General features: G+C 41.9%; 13 protein-coding genes and 1 pseudogene. 6 read left to right on the top strand and 8 right to left on the bottom strand.

Going from position 1 to position 15,638, the window contains the following annotated elements:
• Window positions 1-220: 220 nt before the first annotated feature.
• A pseudogene (locus ACRRSY_RS13885) lies at window positions 221-507 on the top strand (ISAs1 family transposase); the annotation flags it as partial.
• 45 nt (window positions 508-552) lie between these two features.
• Here the strand turns inward: ACRRSY_RS13885 and ACRRSY_RS13880 are convergent.
• From ACRRSY_RS13880 to ACRRSY_RS13845, 8 genes are all read right to left on the bottom strand, one after another.
• Window positions 553-1,254 (bottom strand): arylamine N-acetyltransferase, encoded by a 702-nt coding sequence (locus ACRRSY_RS13880; RefSeq protein WP_432463467.1) that lies wholly within the window; start codon window positions 1,252-1,254, stop codon window positions 553-555.
• Window positions 1,251-2,699, bottom strand: coding sequence for an asparagine synthetase B family protein (locus tag ACRRSY_RS13875; protein ID WP_432463466.1), 1,449 nt, complete (start codon window positions 2,697-2,699; stop codon window positions 1,251-1,253). The genes ACRRSY_RS13880 and ACRRSY_RS13875 overlap by 4 nt, the downstream gene beginning before the upstream one ends.
• Complete coding sequence (gene ribA, locus ACRRSY_RS13870; protein WP_432463465.1) at window positions 2,687-3,769, bottom strand: GTP cyclohydrolase II RibA; 1,083 nt, start codon at window positions 3,767-3,769, stop codon at window positions 2,687-2,689. The genes ACRRSY_RS13875 and ribA overlap by 13 nt, the downstream gene beginning before the upstream one ends.
• A gap of 55 nt (window positions 3,770-3,824) precedes the next feature.
• The gene (locus ACRRSY_RS13865) at window positions 3,825-5,198 is read right to left on the bottom strand and encodes a hypothetical protein (RefSeq protein ID WP_432463464.1); all 1,374 of its coding nucleotides are present in this window, start codon (window positions 5,196-5,198) and stop codon (window positions 3,825-3,827) included.
• A 39-nt stretch (window positions 5,199-5,237) separates the two neighbouring features.
• Window positions 5,238-6,200 carry a hypothetical protein gene (locus ACRRSY_RS13860; RefSeq protein WP_432463463.1) on the bottom strand — a complete coding sequence of 321 codons (963 nt, stop codon included), beginning with the start codon at window positions 6,198-6,200 and terminating at the stop codon, window positions 5,238-5,240.
• A 200-nt stretch (window positions 6,201-6,400) separates the two neighbouring features.
• The gene (locus tag ACRRSY_RS13855) at window positions 6,401-6,832 is read right to left on the bottom strand and encodes an NAD-dependent epimerase/dehydratase family protein (protein ID WP_439033325.1); all 432 of its coding nucleotides are present in this window, start codon (window positions 6,830-6,832) and stop codon (window positions 6,401-6,403) included.
• A 226-nt stretch (window positions 6,833-7,058) separates the two neighbouring features.
• A complete protein-coding gene (locus ACRRSY_RS13850) occupies window positions 7,059-7,865 on the bottom strand; it encodes a polysaccharide deacetylase family protein (RefSeq protein WP_432464721.1) in 807 nt (268 codons plus the stop codon).
• A gap of 672 nt (window positions 7,866-8,537) precedes the next feature.
• Complete coding sequence (locus tag ACRRSY_RS13845) at window positions 8,538-9,974, bottom strand: alanine/glycine:cation symporter family protein (RefSeq protein ID WP_432452622.1); 1,437 nt, start codon at window positions 9,972-9,974, stop codon at window positions 8,538-8,540.
• 669 nt (window positions 9,975-10,643) lie between these two features.
• On the opposite strand from ACRRSY_RS13845, the gene ACRRSY_RS13840 reads away from it, so the two are divergent.
• The 5 genes from ACRRSY_RS13840 to ACRRSY_RS13820 are packed head-to-tail and all read left to right on the top strand — an operon-like array spanning window position 10,644 to window position 15,628.
• Window positions 10,644-11,006 (top strand): STAS domain-containing protein, encoded by a 363-nt coding sequence (locus ACRRSY_RS13840; protein WP_432463462.1) that lies wholly within the window; start codon window positions 10,644-10,646, stop codon window positions 11,004-11,006.
• A gap of 21 nt (window positions 11,007-11,027) precedes the next feature.
• Window positions 11,028-11,852 (top strand): OmpA family protein, encoded by an 825-nt coding sequence (locus ACRRSY_RS13835; RefSeq protein WP_432463461.1) that lies wholly within the window; start codon window positions 11,028-11,030, stop codon window positions 11,850-11,852.
• 11 nt (window positions 11,853-11,863) lie between these two features.
• Window positions 11,864-13,993 (top strand): SLBB domain-containing protein, encoded by a 2,130-nt coding sequence (locus ACRRSY_RS13830; protein ID WP_432463459.1) that lies wholly within the window; start codon window positions 11,864-11,866, stop codon window positions 13,991-13,993.
• Window positions 13,990-14,688 (top strand): hypothetical protein, encoded by a 699-nt coding sequence (locus ACRRSY_RS13825; RefSeq protein ID WP_432452626.1) that lies wholly within the window; start codon window positions 13,990-13,992, stop codon window positions 14,686-14,688. Before ACRRSY_RS13830 ends, ACRRSY_RS13825 begins: the two co-directional genes overlap by 4 nt.
• Before the next feature lies 1 nt (window position 14,689).
• Window positions 14,690-15,628, top strand: coding sequence for a phosphate/phosphite/phosphonate ABC transporter substrate-binding protein (locus ACRRSY_RS13820; protein ID WP_432463458.1), 939 nt, complete (start codon window positions 14,690-14,692; stop codon window positions 15,626-15,628).
• Window positions 15,629-15,638: the final 10 nt, after the last annotated feature.

The following is a 15,638-nucleotide window of genomic DNA, read 5'->3' as shown; positions in this document are numbered from 1 at the left end:
GGATTACCCATCCAGGACTGAAAACAAGACAGCCACTTGAACATTTCAATAGCTGATGGTCATGGCTGTCTATGTGATTTTGTCCCACGAGTTAGAGTGGGTGTCTCAATAATTTTTGGCTATCGAGAGTGTGAAAGTTTTTGTTTTTAGAATGGGTGTCTAGTTTATTCCCACCGCTACTACATCAGCTCGGCAGGTAATCCTCCAATTTATAACCGCAGAGCTAAGCAAAGCGCAATTCGCTGACGCAGTGCGAGGCCATTGGGGTATTGAAAACAGCCTTCACTGGTGCTTGATACGTCGTTTAGCGAAGACAATTGTCAAATCTACTGAGAGAACGCCGCAGAGCTTTTGGCGATTATCCGCCATATGGCGCTGAACTTGCTGCGACAGGAAACAGGTAAAAAGGCGAGTATCAGGCGTAAGCAGAACATCGCGGCAATGAATACTGCTTACCCCGAACAAGTGCTATCGGCAGGGTTCTCACGGGGTGAGAGCAAAAAGTGACCACTCACGCTCTCACCCTGCACTACATTCGGTGAAGAGCCATACTTATACACTAACAAGATATTCGAATAAATTAGATGATTTATATTCAAATTTTTCCTCTAATAGCCATGGTAAGCTTTCTTTCTCAATCCCGCTAACTTCTAGAAACTCATTATCTGAATATATTTCTAAACGATCACCTCTTAAAAATAGGAACTTATTGTTAACAATTAATGAAAAACGAAGGCTATTGCTAAATGGATAAGTAATACCACTAGTAAATCGTATATCAATATCTTCTTTAATTGCTTTTTCTTCTCGAGGGCGTATATCTATAACCAGTTGCAAATACTCTTTTCTGTTTCGTGTATGAAATACAGAAATTTTATTATCAGCTATGCATGTACGATACTTCATACCAAAACATGAGTAACTGATTTCTTCATCGGTGGGATATAACTTTAATGATGGCCAACCATTACCAACATCGGCAAAAAATGTACGATTCCCAATCTGAGCACAGACTAGTCGGTGAATTTCTTTTCCACCAATGGCTCCAGTATGTAGTTTTGCATCAAAACCCAGAGCACAAGCAGCATCAATAAAACTGAGTGTTTTATCGGAACACGTTCCACCATATTTATGAGGTAACGGCTCTTTGCCATAAAGAAGATACAAATTATGAAAAGGCTCTTCTCGAAAATGCTTGAGAAGCAATGCTTCTAATTCAACAATATCATTATTATGTGCCGATCTTATTTTCATCTATGTGAATCTCCTCTTCTACGATCAATTGCAGAATCAAAAGCTGGATAACGATAAAAATATTTATCTAGCACTTTATTCTCATAGTATCTAGCCCAAATCTGTTGAAGTTCTTCTCTTTCGCTTCTTCCATTACGCGTTAAAAATTGAACGACTAATTTTCGAATTCCACTACCTACATCAAAAGAAACTTTTGGGCGTTCAATGATCAATTTTGGCAACTGGTTTTGGTAAGTCTTTCGTAATATCGCTTTGTTAAATCCATCAGCATAAATATCAGTAAATAGTAAACCGTCACTCAAGCTAATAACTGATTTATCAAGGAAAGGGCATCTCGCTTCGACACTATGTGCCATAGTACAGAGATCCAAACGTCTTAATTCTGTGTAATGCATATCAGATATCAATTGGTTGCGACGAACGACTAATTCATTTGGTTCTAAATAATTGAAATAACCGCCAAATAGCTCATCAGCCCCTTCTCCGGTCAGCACAACCTTAATACCCTCAGTTCTTGCTGCCTGAGCTAGCATATATGTCGCCAAACCGTTACTAATGATGGATGGGTTAAAGCTCTCAGTAATACGAACCACTTCTTCGATATATTGTTCTAATAAATCATCTGTGGGGGTAGAAATAAACCGAACATTTTTTAATCCAAGTGATTTAACCACCTCTTTTACCATCAGGCTATCTTCACTATCCTCGCTTCCAAGGGTGAAGTACGTAATATCTGTTCGTAATTTAGAAGCTTCAGCAGCAATGATTGAACTATCCAACCCTCCACTTAAAAAAAGACCGACTTGTTGGGGGGCTACGGGAAGACGCTTTCTTACTGCTTCATGCAATATCGTTTCCACATCATCTTGGCATATCGTGTCAGGAAACTGATGCTCAACCACTTCGGAAATTTCTCTAGTTTGCAAATTGAAGCGAGTAAGTCCCTTTGGCACTGTCTTAAAATAACAAATCGAGCTTATAGCTTTTAATTCACTCGTAATAAAGAATTCGCTTCCAGAGCAACCGTAAAAAAGTGGTTTCTTTCCTATATAGTCCCTCAAAACTATAAGCTTTTTATTTTCATGATCATATAAGACCGCAGCATAAAAACCATCAAGAATGTTTATTAAAGAAGCATTACATTTTTGATAAAGAGGCAAAAGCACTTGCGTGTCATTGTCGTACGAAACAGGCAACTCGTATTCACTGATTAGTTCTTTGTAATTATAGATTTCACCATTAACAGCACCGACCCAATCACCATCAAAATATGGCTGCCTGCTAGTTTCTCCCCGACCATTAATCGCAAGCCGAGTAAACCCCAAAGCTTTATCTGATTGCTTCCAGATATTCATTTCGTCTGGACCTCGGTGATTTATCTTATCAATGCAGGCCGCTAATCTATGCTCAGCATTTGGCCCATCGAGGAAAACTATTCCACACACATTTCCCTCCTATTGACAGTATTGTGCAAGCTTCCAGCCTGAGCGTTTAACTCTATGCGCAGCTTCATGAGTAACCTTCCCAAATGGTTTGCTCCAGAGCCATCACCTGCATCGCCCCAATAGGGATCATTCTCAGTATGTTCAGCAATAAGCTGATCCCCAGAAGACAATAAAAGTTCTCTTAAGTCAGGATGTTGTGAAAACTTGGCTCTTAACCCTTCAAGCATGATCTCTTGCTTAATACTAGGCCAACCCTGTCGGATCAATGACGCTGAGATATTTCGAGATAACTGTTTGGCTAATGTTGGAGTCGCTGCACGTCGAATCAGCTCTTCATTTTCTGTATCTGAGAATTTTTGAGCTTGATAATAATGCTCAACTGTAGGCCAAATTTTGTTCTTAAGGAAAATGGAATGTTTGGAGAAGTTAGATAACTCTCCCCATGGCTGATCGGAATGGTAAAATTCAACTTTACCCTTAGATAATTTTTCCAACGGTAACATATGCCCGAGCTTGTCATTTTTGGTCGCTAAATATTCAGCATTCTCTGGGCGGATATTTGGGTGAGTATTTAATGTAGTAACTTTTAGGCCACTTTCCTGCAAAAATGCAATTTTTCTAGGATTATTCGATAATAGCCGAACATGACCAACATCTAAGTGTTTTAATAACTTAACAACTGGAAAGTAAGTTCGTATATCTTGTTCATATTTAAGTTTTTCAAATGCCTCATGTGTATCTAAATCTTGATACTGCATTAAATGAACAGCTTTGATTTTCCGCGCTAACCCCAGACCACGGCCTTCTTGATGCAAATGTACGATCAGACCACCTTGCTCATGTGCCATCAGCTTCATTGCTTCTCTCAATTGATCTGCACAGTCGCAGTCTATTGCGCCAAATACTTCTGATGCGAGACACGAAGAATGCATTCGCAACAATGATCCTTCTGTTAATGAATAAATATCACCATAGCTGATGATTCGTATTCCTTCATCTCCACTATCGTACATCCGAAATGTACCCATTGGCGTGGGTAAATCACACCAGTTATTTATTGATTTAAGCATAAAACCTACTTTTTAAATTAATCCCAATTTTTATATCAATATGAGACCCAAAATACTATTCATTGAAAGATTCTATTTGATAGTCAAGTGATTTCACAAACTCTACAATATCAATTGAGTTGCTTGATTCAATCACTGGTGCTTTTATTTTTTCGAAATTTTCTTCACTTATCCAATCTCTCAATGAATTTATTACATTATTAAAACCCTTTTCGTCAGAGATATATTCTGATTCGATAATGTCTAACTGGAGATTTATTTCTTTGAAATTATCTTTATACAATTTTAGGCGGTTGTTGATATATCTAAAGTACAACTTTGATACATTACTCCCGTTATTTTTTAATTGTTCCCAACTAGGCTTTTGGTGAGACTGGAAAAAAGAAAGCATAGCCGCGTATAGCGCCGATCCTCTAATTTCAGATATTGTCTTACTGAGGCTAAAACTAGGGCTTACATTAACATAGCGATGATGGTAGACAGGAAATGATATCGAATGAATCGTGAAATTATGATAATACTTATTGATAACTGCCCATATCATGTCAGAACGGCGGTTTTCTTCTCCATTGGTTAACATGATGGCATTTGGCGTATTCGTCAATGCTTCTGCGGTTAAAATAAATGTATTGCCCCCTCGATTACATGAAGGTTCAGAGTCCTCAAGGGGGTTTTCTGACACTGATACATCAAGAGGTCGTAAAAATGGCTCGCCCGTAAGAATTTTTCCTACATTTTTTATTATTCTCTGCTTGGCATTACCGACGGTTTCACCTTCATACTCAGGAACTATCCAGTAGGGAATTTCTAAATGTTCACGGTGTTTTCTACTCAAGTCATAATAATAATCGGAGTACTTAAGCCTGAATTGTTTATTCTCATGTTCTCTATTGAGTAGCTTAGTGTCATCAGGCAAGCTATTCAGCCATTTTAAATTATGGATAACATCATTAAGCTGTACCCTTATTCCATGCGCTGGAGGGTTAGGAGAACTGCCATTAAAATTGCCGACTAAGACATCAACCCCCTTATCTTTAAAAGCAGGTAGCCAAGTCAAATAAGCACTCGCTCTATCAGGGATTCTCATATCATCATCTAAAATCCATGCATAAGAACTTTCCTTATTTTTCATTCTCGTCCCTACTAATTTCTGTAATTTAGAACGAGCCTGGCCGATAGGTAAAATCGAGTTTTGTCCACTTTCATGCACTCTAAATTTTAGCGATTCAGATACATTAAATATGCTTTTTAACAATGAATTGATATCTTTGCATTTCTCTCCATTTGCGAGAATATGTACTTCAATATCAATCAAGTAAGGAAGCTTTATTAGATTATTGATATCATTTAAAAGTGGTTCAACTTGAGTAGTTGAACCACATATCACACCAATAATAAGAGAGAATGAATTACAATTATAGGTTTGCAACTTACTTTCCTTTCTGATACAAATCACGCCACTTAATTATTATTCCAATGGTAAGATTGAGAAAATTTTTGAAATTCGTTCGTTTAATACATCCACAACAACTGTACGATGATGATTATTGAAAGGAATATACGAAATTGTCGATCGGCTACTTTCAATAGCACTCTGAGTCCAACCAGTGTGATATTTTGCATTGCTGGCCCTAATTTTTGTCGTTCCAACCAGAAAACCATGTTCAAGGATACAAAGCCCTCTAGTCCATCCGGGTGGAACATCATTTTCATTTAGAACCCATTTTTTTACTAGTTCATCATTTTTTGGATCACTAGCAATAACTTCTCCAGGCACCGTTGTAACCCATAAACAATCTTTACCAATTGGCGAGTAGCGAGCAATAAAACCTTCGTGAATAGGTGCTGAATATTCGGAAGATGCCCAACTCCAATCACTGGTATTAACTATTCTTCTCTGTCGTACAAAGGTAAGTAATAAATGGCCATCATCTCTTCTAAAACAATAATTAGCGTGCATAAAATGAGGTTTAGATTCGATGACTCTAAACTCAGGGCCAGAGGTTGTCCGTTGCACTGTTCTCTCATCGCTAGTAAGAAGTTTGCGCTCTTTCAACGCTCCATCATAGCCAAAGTGATCGAGCGATTCTAAGCCCGTATTGACAATATATAAGCCATCATCTTCAGCAAGAACATAATGTAAATCGTTGAATAAATTATCATCAATAACTTGCTTCAGTTCCAGATCTGGCAGAGAATAAGCTAATACTTGATTTGGACTGCATAACCAGAGCAAGTTTTTATGAATACTTCCTCCAGCAAAGCCTTTGTTTTTAACTCTTAGAGCAGGCGTAGGAGGCTCCGTTATCATTGATGTTTCAAATCGCAGCAATACGTCTCCTTCCCCTTTAGTCAAAATAACTTTGCCTATATATCCTTCGGAAGATCCATCAAAAAAACCACCAGTGACAATAAATACTTCTTCTTTCATTAGTCTACTATCTTTCTTCTACTTAATTTCATTCATGCAATTAGTTAAACCAGAAATTAAATCCCATTTCGGCTGCCAATCTAATGCTTTAAGACGTTCACACTTGATAACACTCGACTTTATTTGACCTGCTCTGTCTTCGACATTTCTTGTAATCGGTTTTATTCCTGTAACTTTATATATCGCATTTATTAGCTGATTCACCGAATATGAGATTTTTTCAGAAATATTGATGATTTAGGCGCATAAGGACTTTCTAATACAACACGAATCCTGGAAGCGATGTCATCCACATGCGTATAACATCTGGTTTGATGCCCATCACCATGAATTTCGATTGGTTCCCCACTCAGCGTTCTGCTTAAAAAAACGGATGTTGCCAGTGAGTTTCGCATCTTAGGCCCATAAAATGTTGCAAGACGTAATATATTATATTCGCAATTAATGTTAGCAATGACCTTTTCACCTTGCAGTTTTGTTTCTGCATATAACTCTGTGGGCGCAACCGGACTATTTTCATCCGATACGGCTACATTGTTATTGCCGTAAGCACAGCATGTGGATGCGTAAAGCAATCTGGTATTTGTCTTGAGACACACGCGTGCAATATTGCGAGTGCCATTTACATTCACTTCATAACATTGTTTTGGCTTAGCATCAGCTTCATACTAATCAGACACTGCGGCCAGATGAATGCAAATATCACAGTCTCTCAATGCATCTAATACTTGGTCAAAGTTCATGATGTCGTCACCACGACAAATATCAAACTCCTTTGTTTGATACCCAGCTTCAGATATTTCTCGACATACACTTTCACCTAGAAAGCTGGCACTTCCGGTTATGAGTACTTTTTTGTCATTTCCAAATTTCTCTGGCCATAATTTCAGGTATTGTCCCTATACCTTTTTCTCCCTTAAGACCAAATTGCACATCAAAGCCTATCTCTTTGGCCATTGTGTACAGCTGGTTGTTCCAGCGTCCTTCTGGCCACGCTAACCAAGGCATATAATCTAAATTGCTGAGTAATTTGTAATCTTCTTTAAAAAGTGATTTTAATTCATGAGGTTGATGAATTCGAAGATCACAATGATGACTTCCGTGATAACCAACTAACCAATTGTTATTAATCAAGAAATCAAGGTCCTTGTGATCCACCATTTGTTCTCCGTCCGGATTTAAATCTACTCCGGATTTATCTAAAACTATCCGCTGCTTTTCCTCGGAAAGTAACTTTAAGGATCTGCGATCAAACCCTAGTTCTTCTTTTAAACTATTTGGATCTTTATGATGAGCAAAGCACCATGTATAAAGGGCCGTTAAAGGTAATGGTCGGGTATCACCTCTTAACTGATTGCCAGTAATAAATAATATGGGTTGGATATTTGGATAGCGTAGTAAAAGGGGAACGGTTTGTAATATGTCTTTATGACCATCATCGAATGTTAATAGTATCTTCTGCTTTAGGTTATTTCTTTGATTTGACTGCAAAACAACATTTAATAACTGTTGTATTTTTTGATCTAACAATGGTAGGGAGATACTCATTCCTAGCGTGTTTTGGATGCTTTGAGCTCCTTTGATAGGTAGCTCATCATGAACTCTGTGAAGACAAGGTATGTTTTTTGACCACCAAGTATTGCTTTCAAACTGATCTCTTACCATTGCCAATTTTCGATTCTTTCCGTTATCAATATCTAATATTAATGGTATTGCCTCCAACCCTGCCACAGTAATTTTTGGGCAAAGTAGCTAATTATACACTATCTCTATCTGTGTCGAACAGGCATTGCCAATGTTAGTGTGCTTGTTCAATGTCCAGGTTAGCCAAGGTTTTGATCTGCACCACTAATTTTGAACACTGAGTTAAGTGAATACAACCGCTAGCAAAGTGAACCATGACACCTCAAGAAGGAAGTTAAAAGAAGAGTCTCCAAACATTAAACTCCTTAGGTGTATTGTCCGACCCTTATACATTAGAAAAGCTAAGCCAAAAAACATCGTCAGCTTAGTCGTAGAGCTTTTATTCTACCTCAGAACGGGGCGCGAATGGGATAGATCACGGATGCCCAACAGTTTGTTTAAAGCAATAATGATCAACATTCATTGTAAACGAGTAAACTTTATCGTCCGCAGATAGTTCCAAGCGGCGCGGTTTTAGAGATACTGCGCTCATTAATCTTGAAATTGAAGCTTCAGAACATGGTTCATTTAAAGCTATCGAAGATAGCCATCAGACGAAATGAACCATGTCCATGAAAACACCAAATAGTATTTTCCCGAAAGTTTGTGACTCGATATCTCGAGTTGAGCGTTTCCTTGCTTCAACTCTCGGGTTTAAGCGTCAGTCTTCAAGCGGGCTTTATCCCAAGCTTTGTGATCGATATCTAGGTCTGAGAACTTGGCAGGATCAAATACAGGGTGTTCTATGCCTGCCTTTAATTGTGCTTTGTAGTCATTTAATAAACGGGTAATGGTCGGGAATAACATCAGCAGCGCTAATAAATTCACAATTGCCAAAACACCCATCATCGGATCGGAGAAGAAAAACACCGATGTTGCTGCTGGCGCAACGGCACCGAGAAATACCATCGCAACCACAAACATACGTAGTGAATGCAGCGCAGCTTTACTCTTCGACATAAAGGTGATTGCGTTCTCACCAAGGTAGTAGTTGTAGATAATCGAACTGATTGAAAACAGTAAAATCGCAGCGGTTAGGTAATACTTGGCCCATTCACCGACATGAGAGACTAGCGATTGCTGAGTCAACACCACTCCGTCGATATTGGCAGCACCAGGTACATAAACATCACCAAGTAAGATGATGAATGCAGTACAACTACAGATTAATATCGTATCAATAAATACTGAAAGTGATTGAGTAATCCCCTGACTGATCGGGTGGGTTACATCGGCCGTAGCGGCAACGTTTGGTGCAGAACCAAGACCTGCTTCGTTAGAGAACAGACCGCGGCGTAGACCTTGTGCCAGTGCTGCGCCCATACCGCCACCAACCGCTTCTTCAAAACCAAAAGCATTGGATACAATTGAATAGATAACACTTGGAATTTCAGTAATGTTGAGCAGGATAACAATCAGTGCCATCGCCACATACCCAACGGCCATGATAGGCACAATCACATCTGCTACTTTTGCGATACGTTTAATCCCACCGTAAACGATGAAACCAGTGATAACAGCCAGAACAATGCCACTCCACATACGGTCAATGCCCATACTGTCTTGCGCAGCACCAGCCACAGTGTTGCCTTGGAAGGCATTAAATCCGATTGCAAATGATGCGATCAAACAAACCGCATAAACATAGGCCAGCCATTTGTAATCCTCTCCAAGGCCATGAATGATGGTGCGAGCGGGGCCGCCACGAAAGGCGTTGCCTTCTTTACGTTTGTAAAGCTGAGCCAGTGAACATTCGATCAGACTGGTCGCCATTCCTACCAGCGCAATGGCCCACATCCAGAATACCGCACCCGGTCCGCCTAAAGTGATAGCAACCGCAACGCCAGCGATATTACCACCCCCCACGCGGCCACCCACAGAGAGTAGTAGCGCTTCACGACCAGAAATCGCATTTTTGCCAGCGGTTTGGTTTTTGTTTAAAAGAACGTGGAACATCCGCCCAAAAAATCTAAATTGAACAAATCCTGTGACCAAGGTGAAAAACAAACCTAAGATTACCAGAAACGGGATAAGTGCCCATCCCCAAGTGAGGTCACCAATGACCCCAAAAAATGACTCTATTAATTCCATTTTGTTGATTCCTAAAATAAATAAGCTTTATTACCCAGTAGCTACCGCGCAAAAAATTTCGCAGAGCATAATGCATGCCATAACTTGAAGTCAATTTGTGCTAAAAGTTATATCTTTCTTCGACTAGTGATTGCAGCTGTGTACCCAATAAAAACAGGCCGTTGCTCAGGGAGAGATGAAGCAGCTTGCTCGAATCGTGAGTTTGTTCAGAAGTAAACAAAAGGATAACAAAAACAACAATAAAATAACAACTGCGGTAAATTAAATATAAAAACAATCGAGAGGTACGAACAAGAGCAGCATTGCTATTTTGATTCGTTCTTGGCACGAGCCGTATTTTATTTGGTTAGCATTCGGCCATCCCTTTTATTAGTGCGCAACAATTACCAGCAAAACAAAAGTTCACTGCTTAACTCTGCTGGATGTTGCAATATGATCTCCACTGGTCTTTGGCATGTTTGTTGAGCCAGATTAACCCTCAGTGTTTGCTCCAAGCAAAGAATCCCTAAGCGCAGCTTTTGCATATTGCAAAAGCTGCGATTTTGCTTCTGAAAACCCTTTGTTTATGGTCTCTGTTTTTATGTAATTAATTGATATTTAAAGCTATATATTCATTGGCATGATATTGGCAATAAATCCGTCGAGAACAAATGTTTTGTGGAGCTAATTATGAATATGCAACTAACAACTTCCGTTCAAGGTGATATTACCGCATCCATCGTAGGTGCCTTAGACGCCAGCTCATGTGGCCAATATAAACATGTCTTTGAAGATCTTTGTCAGAGTTCGGCCAACAAGGTCATTGTGGTGAATATGACTCAAGTCAGCCAATTGGATGCTTCTGGTATTGGCGCCTTGGTATTTATGTTTAAGCGGATTCATGCCGCAGGCGGACATTTGATTATTTGTGGTGCTCAGCAACAACCTCGCGATTTATTGATGATGCTAAGAGTTAATCAAATTATCACCATGTTTGATACCTTACCGTCAAGCGCCAGCGTGCACCAATCATTGTCGTCGATAGCTGCTTAATTGAAACTCAAGGAGTCTGCCATGCGTTGTATTGTGATAGGTCTGTTGTTATTGATTGGCTCGGGTTGTAGTTCTTGGCCAAAGCAGGGTCGAGGCGGTTTTGCTGAGCACCAGTTGAGTATTTTAGCTTGGTTAGATGGCAGTAGCGGCAGTCTCCAGCAGAGTGAAATTGGTCCGGAACACGGCTTGCAGTTTGAGTCAGTGCTGACCAAACACCAGCTCGACTTACTGGTTTTGGAAGGTGCTGAACTGTGTTTCCCAGCCTCAGTGGCACAGGCGCGCAGTCAGCAACAACGGATCATTCGGGAACTGGAAGGTGGTTTAACCCTAGATGCCGCCAATGACTTAGAAATACAGCAGCATTTTCTCGCAATGTTAGAGCAGCGGCTCGACCGAGTCTTACAAAGTGGCGCTTGTCAAACTGATAGTTTTGGGCAGATTCAGTCATCGCGGCTCATGGTGAGCATTAGTGATGCGCTAAACAGTAATAACCAGTTTGCCTTCGATTCCAGCGAACTTACACCAGCTTATCGCGATCAGCTCAGCCGTTTAACGCCAATCATTGTTGCTAGCAAGTTATCGCTGATGATCACCGGACACAGTGATAGCAAGGGCGATCAGGCTTATAAGCAAGATTTGTCTTTGGCACGAGCGCAACGAGTGGCCGACTACATGGTGGAGTTAGGCATGCCGCATTCGTTGATTAAGCTACAAGCCGCCGCCGATTCTCAGCCCTACTTTACTGGCGATAGCGATGAGGTTCGCCATTCTAACCGACGTGTCACCGTGAGTCTGATTGACTCCTATCCTAGCAACGCCATGCCGCGTTTTGCTGCCGCAGAATAAGGAATCGCATTATGAAAATTAGCAAAATTCCACTTCCCGCTTGGATGCTCATTGGTTTAGTGATCAATATGTTCATGATGTTCGAAGCCAATGCTGCCAATCCTCAAGTTCAACCTGGCGATGTGGTTCGAATTGTTCTCCCGGGCGAAACCTCCCTAGACAAACGTTTTGAAGTGGATCGCAATGGTCGGTTGATACTGCCTGAAGTGGGACCAATCATGGTGTCCGGTTTTACCGAAGCACAAATGCAACAAAAGATTAAGCGAGAATTGTCCAACGCTTACCGAGACTTGGCTGGTTTGCGAGTATTGCTAGAGGAGCGTCGAATTCGGATTAGTGTATTGGGCTTTGTTGATAAACCAGGTGAAGTGGTTCTTGCTGAAGGCGCTGGGGTGCAGATGGCGATTCAAGCGGCTGGTGGCTTACGGGCTGGTGCTCAGCTAGATCGCTTGCAACTCCGCCGGGCTAGTTTTAGTCAGCCGCAGGTATTTAACTACAAACAATATCTCGATTCGGGCGATTTGGCTGCGTTGCCTCGCTTGCATTCGCTCGATGTATTATTTGTTCCTGCATCGCCGAAAATTGGCAATGTGGCGGTGGATTTTGATCCGAATAGTTTGAACGACAATGGTGATGCCGCTGAAGACCGCACCGCGGTTAAAGTATTTGGCGAGGTTTATAATCCAGGGAGTTTTTCTTATAAAAGTTCAGCTAATTTAGTGGATATGTTAATGCGCGCTGGCGGGGTGACTCGTTATGCCAGCGTAGAGCAAATTCGGGTGATTATTGACGGAGAACCTAAGTTATTTAATCTGAAACGCTATCTGGATACTGGCGATAACGATTTGTTGCTGAGCTTAACTGCGGGCACCACCATTTTTGTACCGAAGCAGGAAGAGGAGATTAAAGCGGGCGCGAATACGGTGTATGTGATGGGGGAAGTGTTCAAACCTGGTGCCTACGAAGGCAATCAAGCGGCGGGGTTCTTAGATGTATTAGCGAATGCCGGTGGGCCGAGTCGCTTTGCCGAAACCCGACAAATTCGAATTATTCGTAGCAGTGGCGCGGTAGAACGTTTTGATTTGCAGTCTTTTACCGAAGGTCGCAGTGCTCAGTTGCCTAGAATCATGGCGGGTGACGCGATTTTTGTGCCCGAAAAAACCGATTTAAATGAAAAATCATGGACCAAGGTGTCACCGAACCAAGCGGTAAAAGTGATGGGCGAAGTTAATCGGCCCGGTCGTTTTGAGTGGGCTGACGAAATGAATCTGATGGATCTTTTGGCGCATGCCGGCGGCCCAAAACCAAACGCAGACATGGCCAAGATCACCGTATTATTCAGTGATGCTGGTGGCACGACCCGCTCGGTTAACTTTAATTTAAACGCCTACCTTAATGGCGAGATAAACAATCAACAGATGCCGCGGATCGTGGCTGGCACTACTATTATGGTGCCGCAACTACCCGATGACCCAAGTGATAATAAATCGCAGTGGGTGCGCCAAAGTTCGGAAGATTCAATCTATGTATTTGGTCAAGTGGTGGCACCTGGCCGCTATCGTTTTGACCCGAGTATGCACTTTTTAGACATTCTTGCCGCCGCCGATGGTCCTTCAGAGCAGGCTGATATTAGTAATGTACGGATTAGTCATCGTAATGGTAAACATGCGTCGGTATCGAAACTCGATTTAGCTTTGTACTTCGAAACGGGCGATGAGTCGATATTACCCAAAGTGGTTCCCGGTGATTCGATTTATATTCCAGAAAAAAACCGCAACTGGTTGTCTGAAAAGAAGGAGCGCACAGTACGGGTATTAGGTTCCGTTAGTAAGCCGGGTCGTTACCGCTTTAATGATGAGATGACCTTATTAGACCTGTTAGCCGAAGCGGGTGGGATTGATAGTGAGGGCTATCCGCAAAAAATCACCGTGGTGAACCTATCTTGTTGTAAGGATCAGGCGCGAACTTTTGACTTGCTCGAATTTTCGAAAACTGGTGATTTCAGCCTGTTACCGGTGATCCGTGCAGGAGACACCGTATATATTCCATCGCGTGCCGAAAGTGGCTGGGTAAAAGCTCGTCAAGGGCTAGAAGATGTCTTTAGATTGATTTCTGTAAGCGCATTATTGGGGTTCCTATGATTGCATTACCTTCAACTTATCAAGAACTAGAGCGGGTCTATCAACGACTACCGAATCATCAAAATAGTTGCATCGGGGTGAGTGCTGCCCAACCTGGAGAGGGCGTATCAACGTTGGTGGATGCCATCGCTAAACGCGCCGCAGGCGCAGGGCGTTCGGTATTAGTGGTGGACTTTAATTTACATCATCCACGGCGCTTCGATTGCCCCTTATTTGACTTGGGTTGGGACCGAGGTGAAGTGAAAGGAGTGGTGAAAGACCCATCTTCGCTGGTGGATTATTTGCCAGCTCCTCTGGATAAGGCCTCATTACTTAAACTCAAAGAGCCGGGGTATATCGAACAACAGATTGAAGCTTGGAAGCAAGACTATCAATTGATCTTGATTGACACCTCGGCGATCAATCAAAACAACGGCGGTAATGTTTCGGCGCAACGCGCTTTAGCGGCCAGTGATGCCTGCATTTTAACGGTGTTGGCTGGGGTGACCGCCCGGCCAGCATTTCAAACCGCAGTGAACGATTTAAAGCTAGAAGATGTGCGCTTATTGGGGGTTGTGATGAACGATCGCTTTAATCCGAGTTTAAAAGCCGAGTTATTGAGAGAGTCCTCACGAATTACCATATTATTCCCTCGATTTAGTCAATATCTAAGAAGATTTCTTGTTAATTCTCAACTACTTTCAATAAGGGTGTGATATGTTTTCGAATATACAAATCGTCGATGGAGTGACGGAAAACTTGACCAAGCAAAAGCCAGCAGAAAAACCCTTAGTGTTAAAGGGAAAACGGTACTGGGCACAACGTAAGGTTCAGCTTAAAGCGACCCTATTATTACTGTGTCTGCTGTTAGTTGTGCTGTTTTCTTTAAATGCACAAGCGGTACAAAAAACTTACTCTTTTGGTATTGTGCCGCAGCAATCAGCGACTCGTTTGGTAGAGCAATGGGGGCCGTTGCTGGATGCGGTGAGTCTTGCCAGTGGCTATCCCTTAACGTTTAAAACCGCGCCGAGCATTCCTGAATTTGAGCAACGCTTAGCGAACGGCGACTATGATTTTGCTTATATGAATCCCTACCATTATCAGGTGTTTTCAGCCAATCCTGGTTATCAAGCCTTGGCTAAATCAAAGGATAAAACGCTGCAGGGGATCCTGGTGGTGAGGGCCGATAGTGAGATCCAAAATATTGCGCAATTATCGGGCGACACCTTGGCTTTCCCTGCACCGCAAGCTTTCGCTGCTAGTGTGGTGATAAGAGGTTATTTAGCTCAACAACAATTAGACTTTAAGTCGAAGTATGTGGGCTCTCACGATTCGGTTTATCGGGCGGTTGCTGCGGGTTTATATCCGGCAGGTGGCGGTATTCCTCGAACCTTTGCCAGCATCGATCCTGCAATTTCAAAACAGTTGAGGATCCTTTGGACGTCAGCTGGTTTTACTCCCCACGCCATCGCAGTTCATCCGCGAGTGGCTCCGGCGGTCAGTTCTGCAGTACAGCAAGCGCTGATAGGGCTCGCTGAACAACCGGATGACCAACCCTTACTCGCCGAATTGAATATCGACGGTTTTGTCAGTGCTAAGGACCAAGATTGGGATGACGTACGCCAACTAAATATTGGAACCCCGATCACTAAATAGGGTCACTTGA

Origin of the sequence: Agarivorans sp. QJM3NY_33, from assembly GCF_050870865.2 — a bacterium.
Taxonomy (GTDB): Bacteria; Pseudomonadota; Gammaproteobacteria; order Enterobacterales; family Celerinatantimonadaceae; genus Agarivorans.
This window is presented reverse-complemented; position numbering and strand designations above follow the sequence as displayed.

Coding starts and splice junctions, on each gene's coding strand:
- ACRRSY_RS13880 (WP_432463467.1), bottom strand. CDS start 1,254: ATGAAAATAAGATCGGCACATAATAATGATATTGTTGAATTAGAAGCA.
- ribA (WP_432463465.1), bottom strand. CDS start 3,769: ATGCTTAAATCAATAAATAACTGGTGTGATTTACCCACGCCAATGGGT.
- ACRRSY_RS13860 (WP_432463463.1), bottom strand. CDS start 6,200: ATGAAAGAAGAAGTATTTATTGTCACTGGTGGTTTTTTTGATGGATCT.
- ACRRSY_RS13850 (WP_432464721.1), bottom strand. CDS start 7,865: ATGGTAAGAGATCAGTTTGAAAGCAATACTTGGTGGTCAAAAAACATA.
- ACRRSY_RS13845 (WP_432452622.1), bottom strand. CDS start 9,974: ATGGAATTAATAGAGTCATTTTTTGGGGTCATTGGTGACCTCACTTGG.
- ACRRSY_RS13840 (WP_432463462.1), top strand. CDS start 10,644: ATGAATATGCAACTAACAACTTCCGTTCAAGGTGATATTACCGCATCC.
- ACRRSY_RS13835 (WP_432463461.1), top strand. CDS start 11,028: ATGCGTTGTATTGTGATAGGTCTGTTGTTATTGATTGGCTCGGGTTGT.
- ACRRSY_RS13830 (WP_432463459.1), top strand. CDS start 11,864: ATGAAAATTAGCAAAATTCCACTTCCCGCTTGGATGCTCATTGGTTTA.
- ACRRSY_RS13825 (WP_432452626.1), top strand. CDS start 13,990: ATGATTGCATTACCTTCAACTTATCAAGAACTAGAGCGGGTCTATCAA.
- ACRRSY_RS13820 (WP_432463458.1), top strand. CDS start 14,690: ATGTTTTCGAATATACAAATCGTCGATGGAGTGACGGAAAACTTGACC.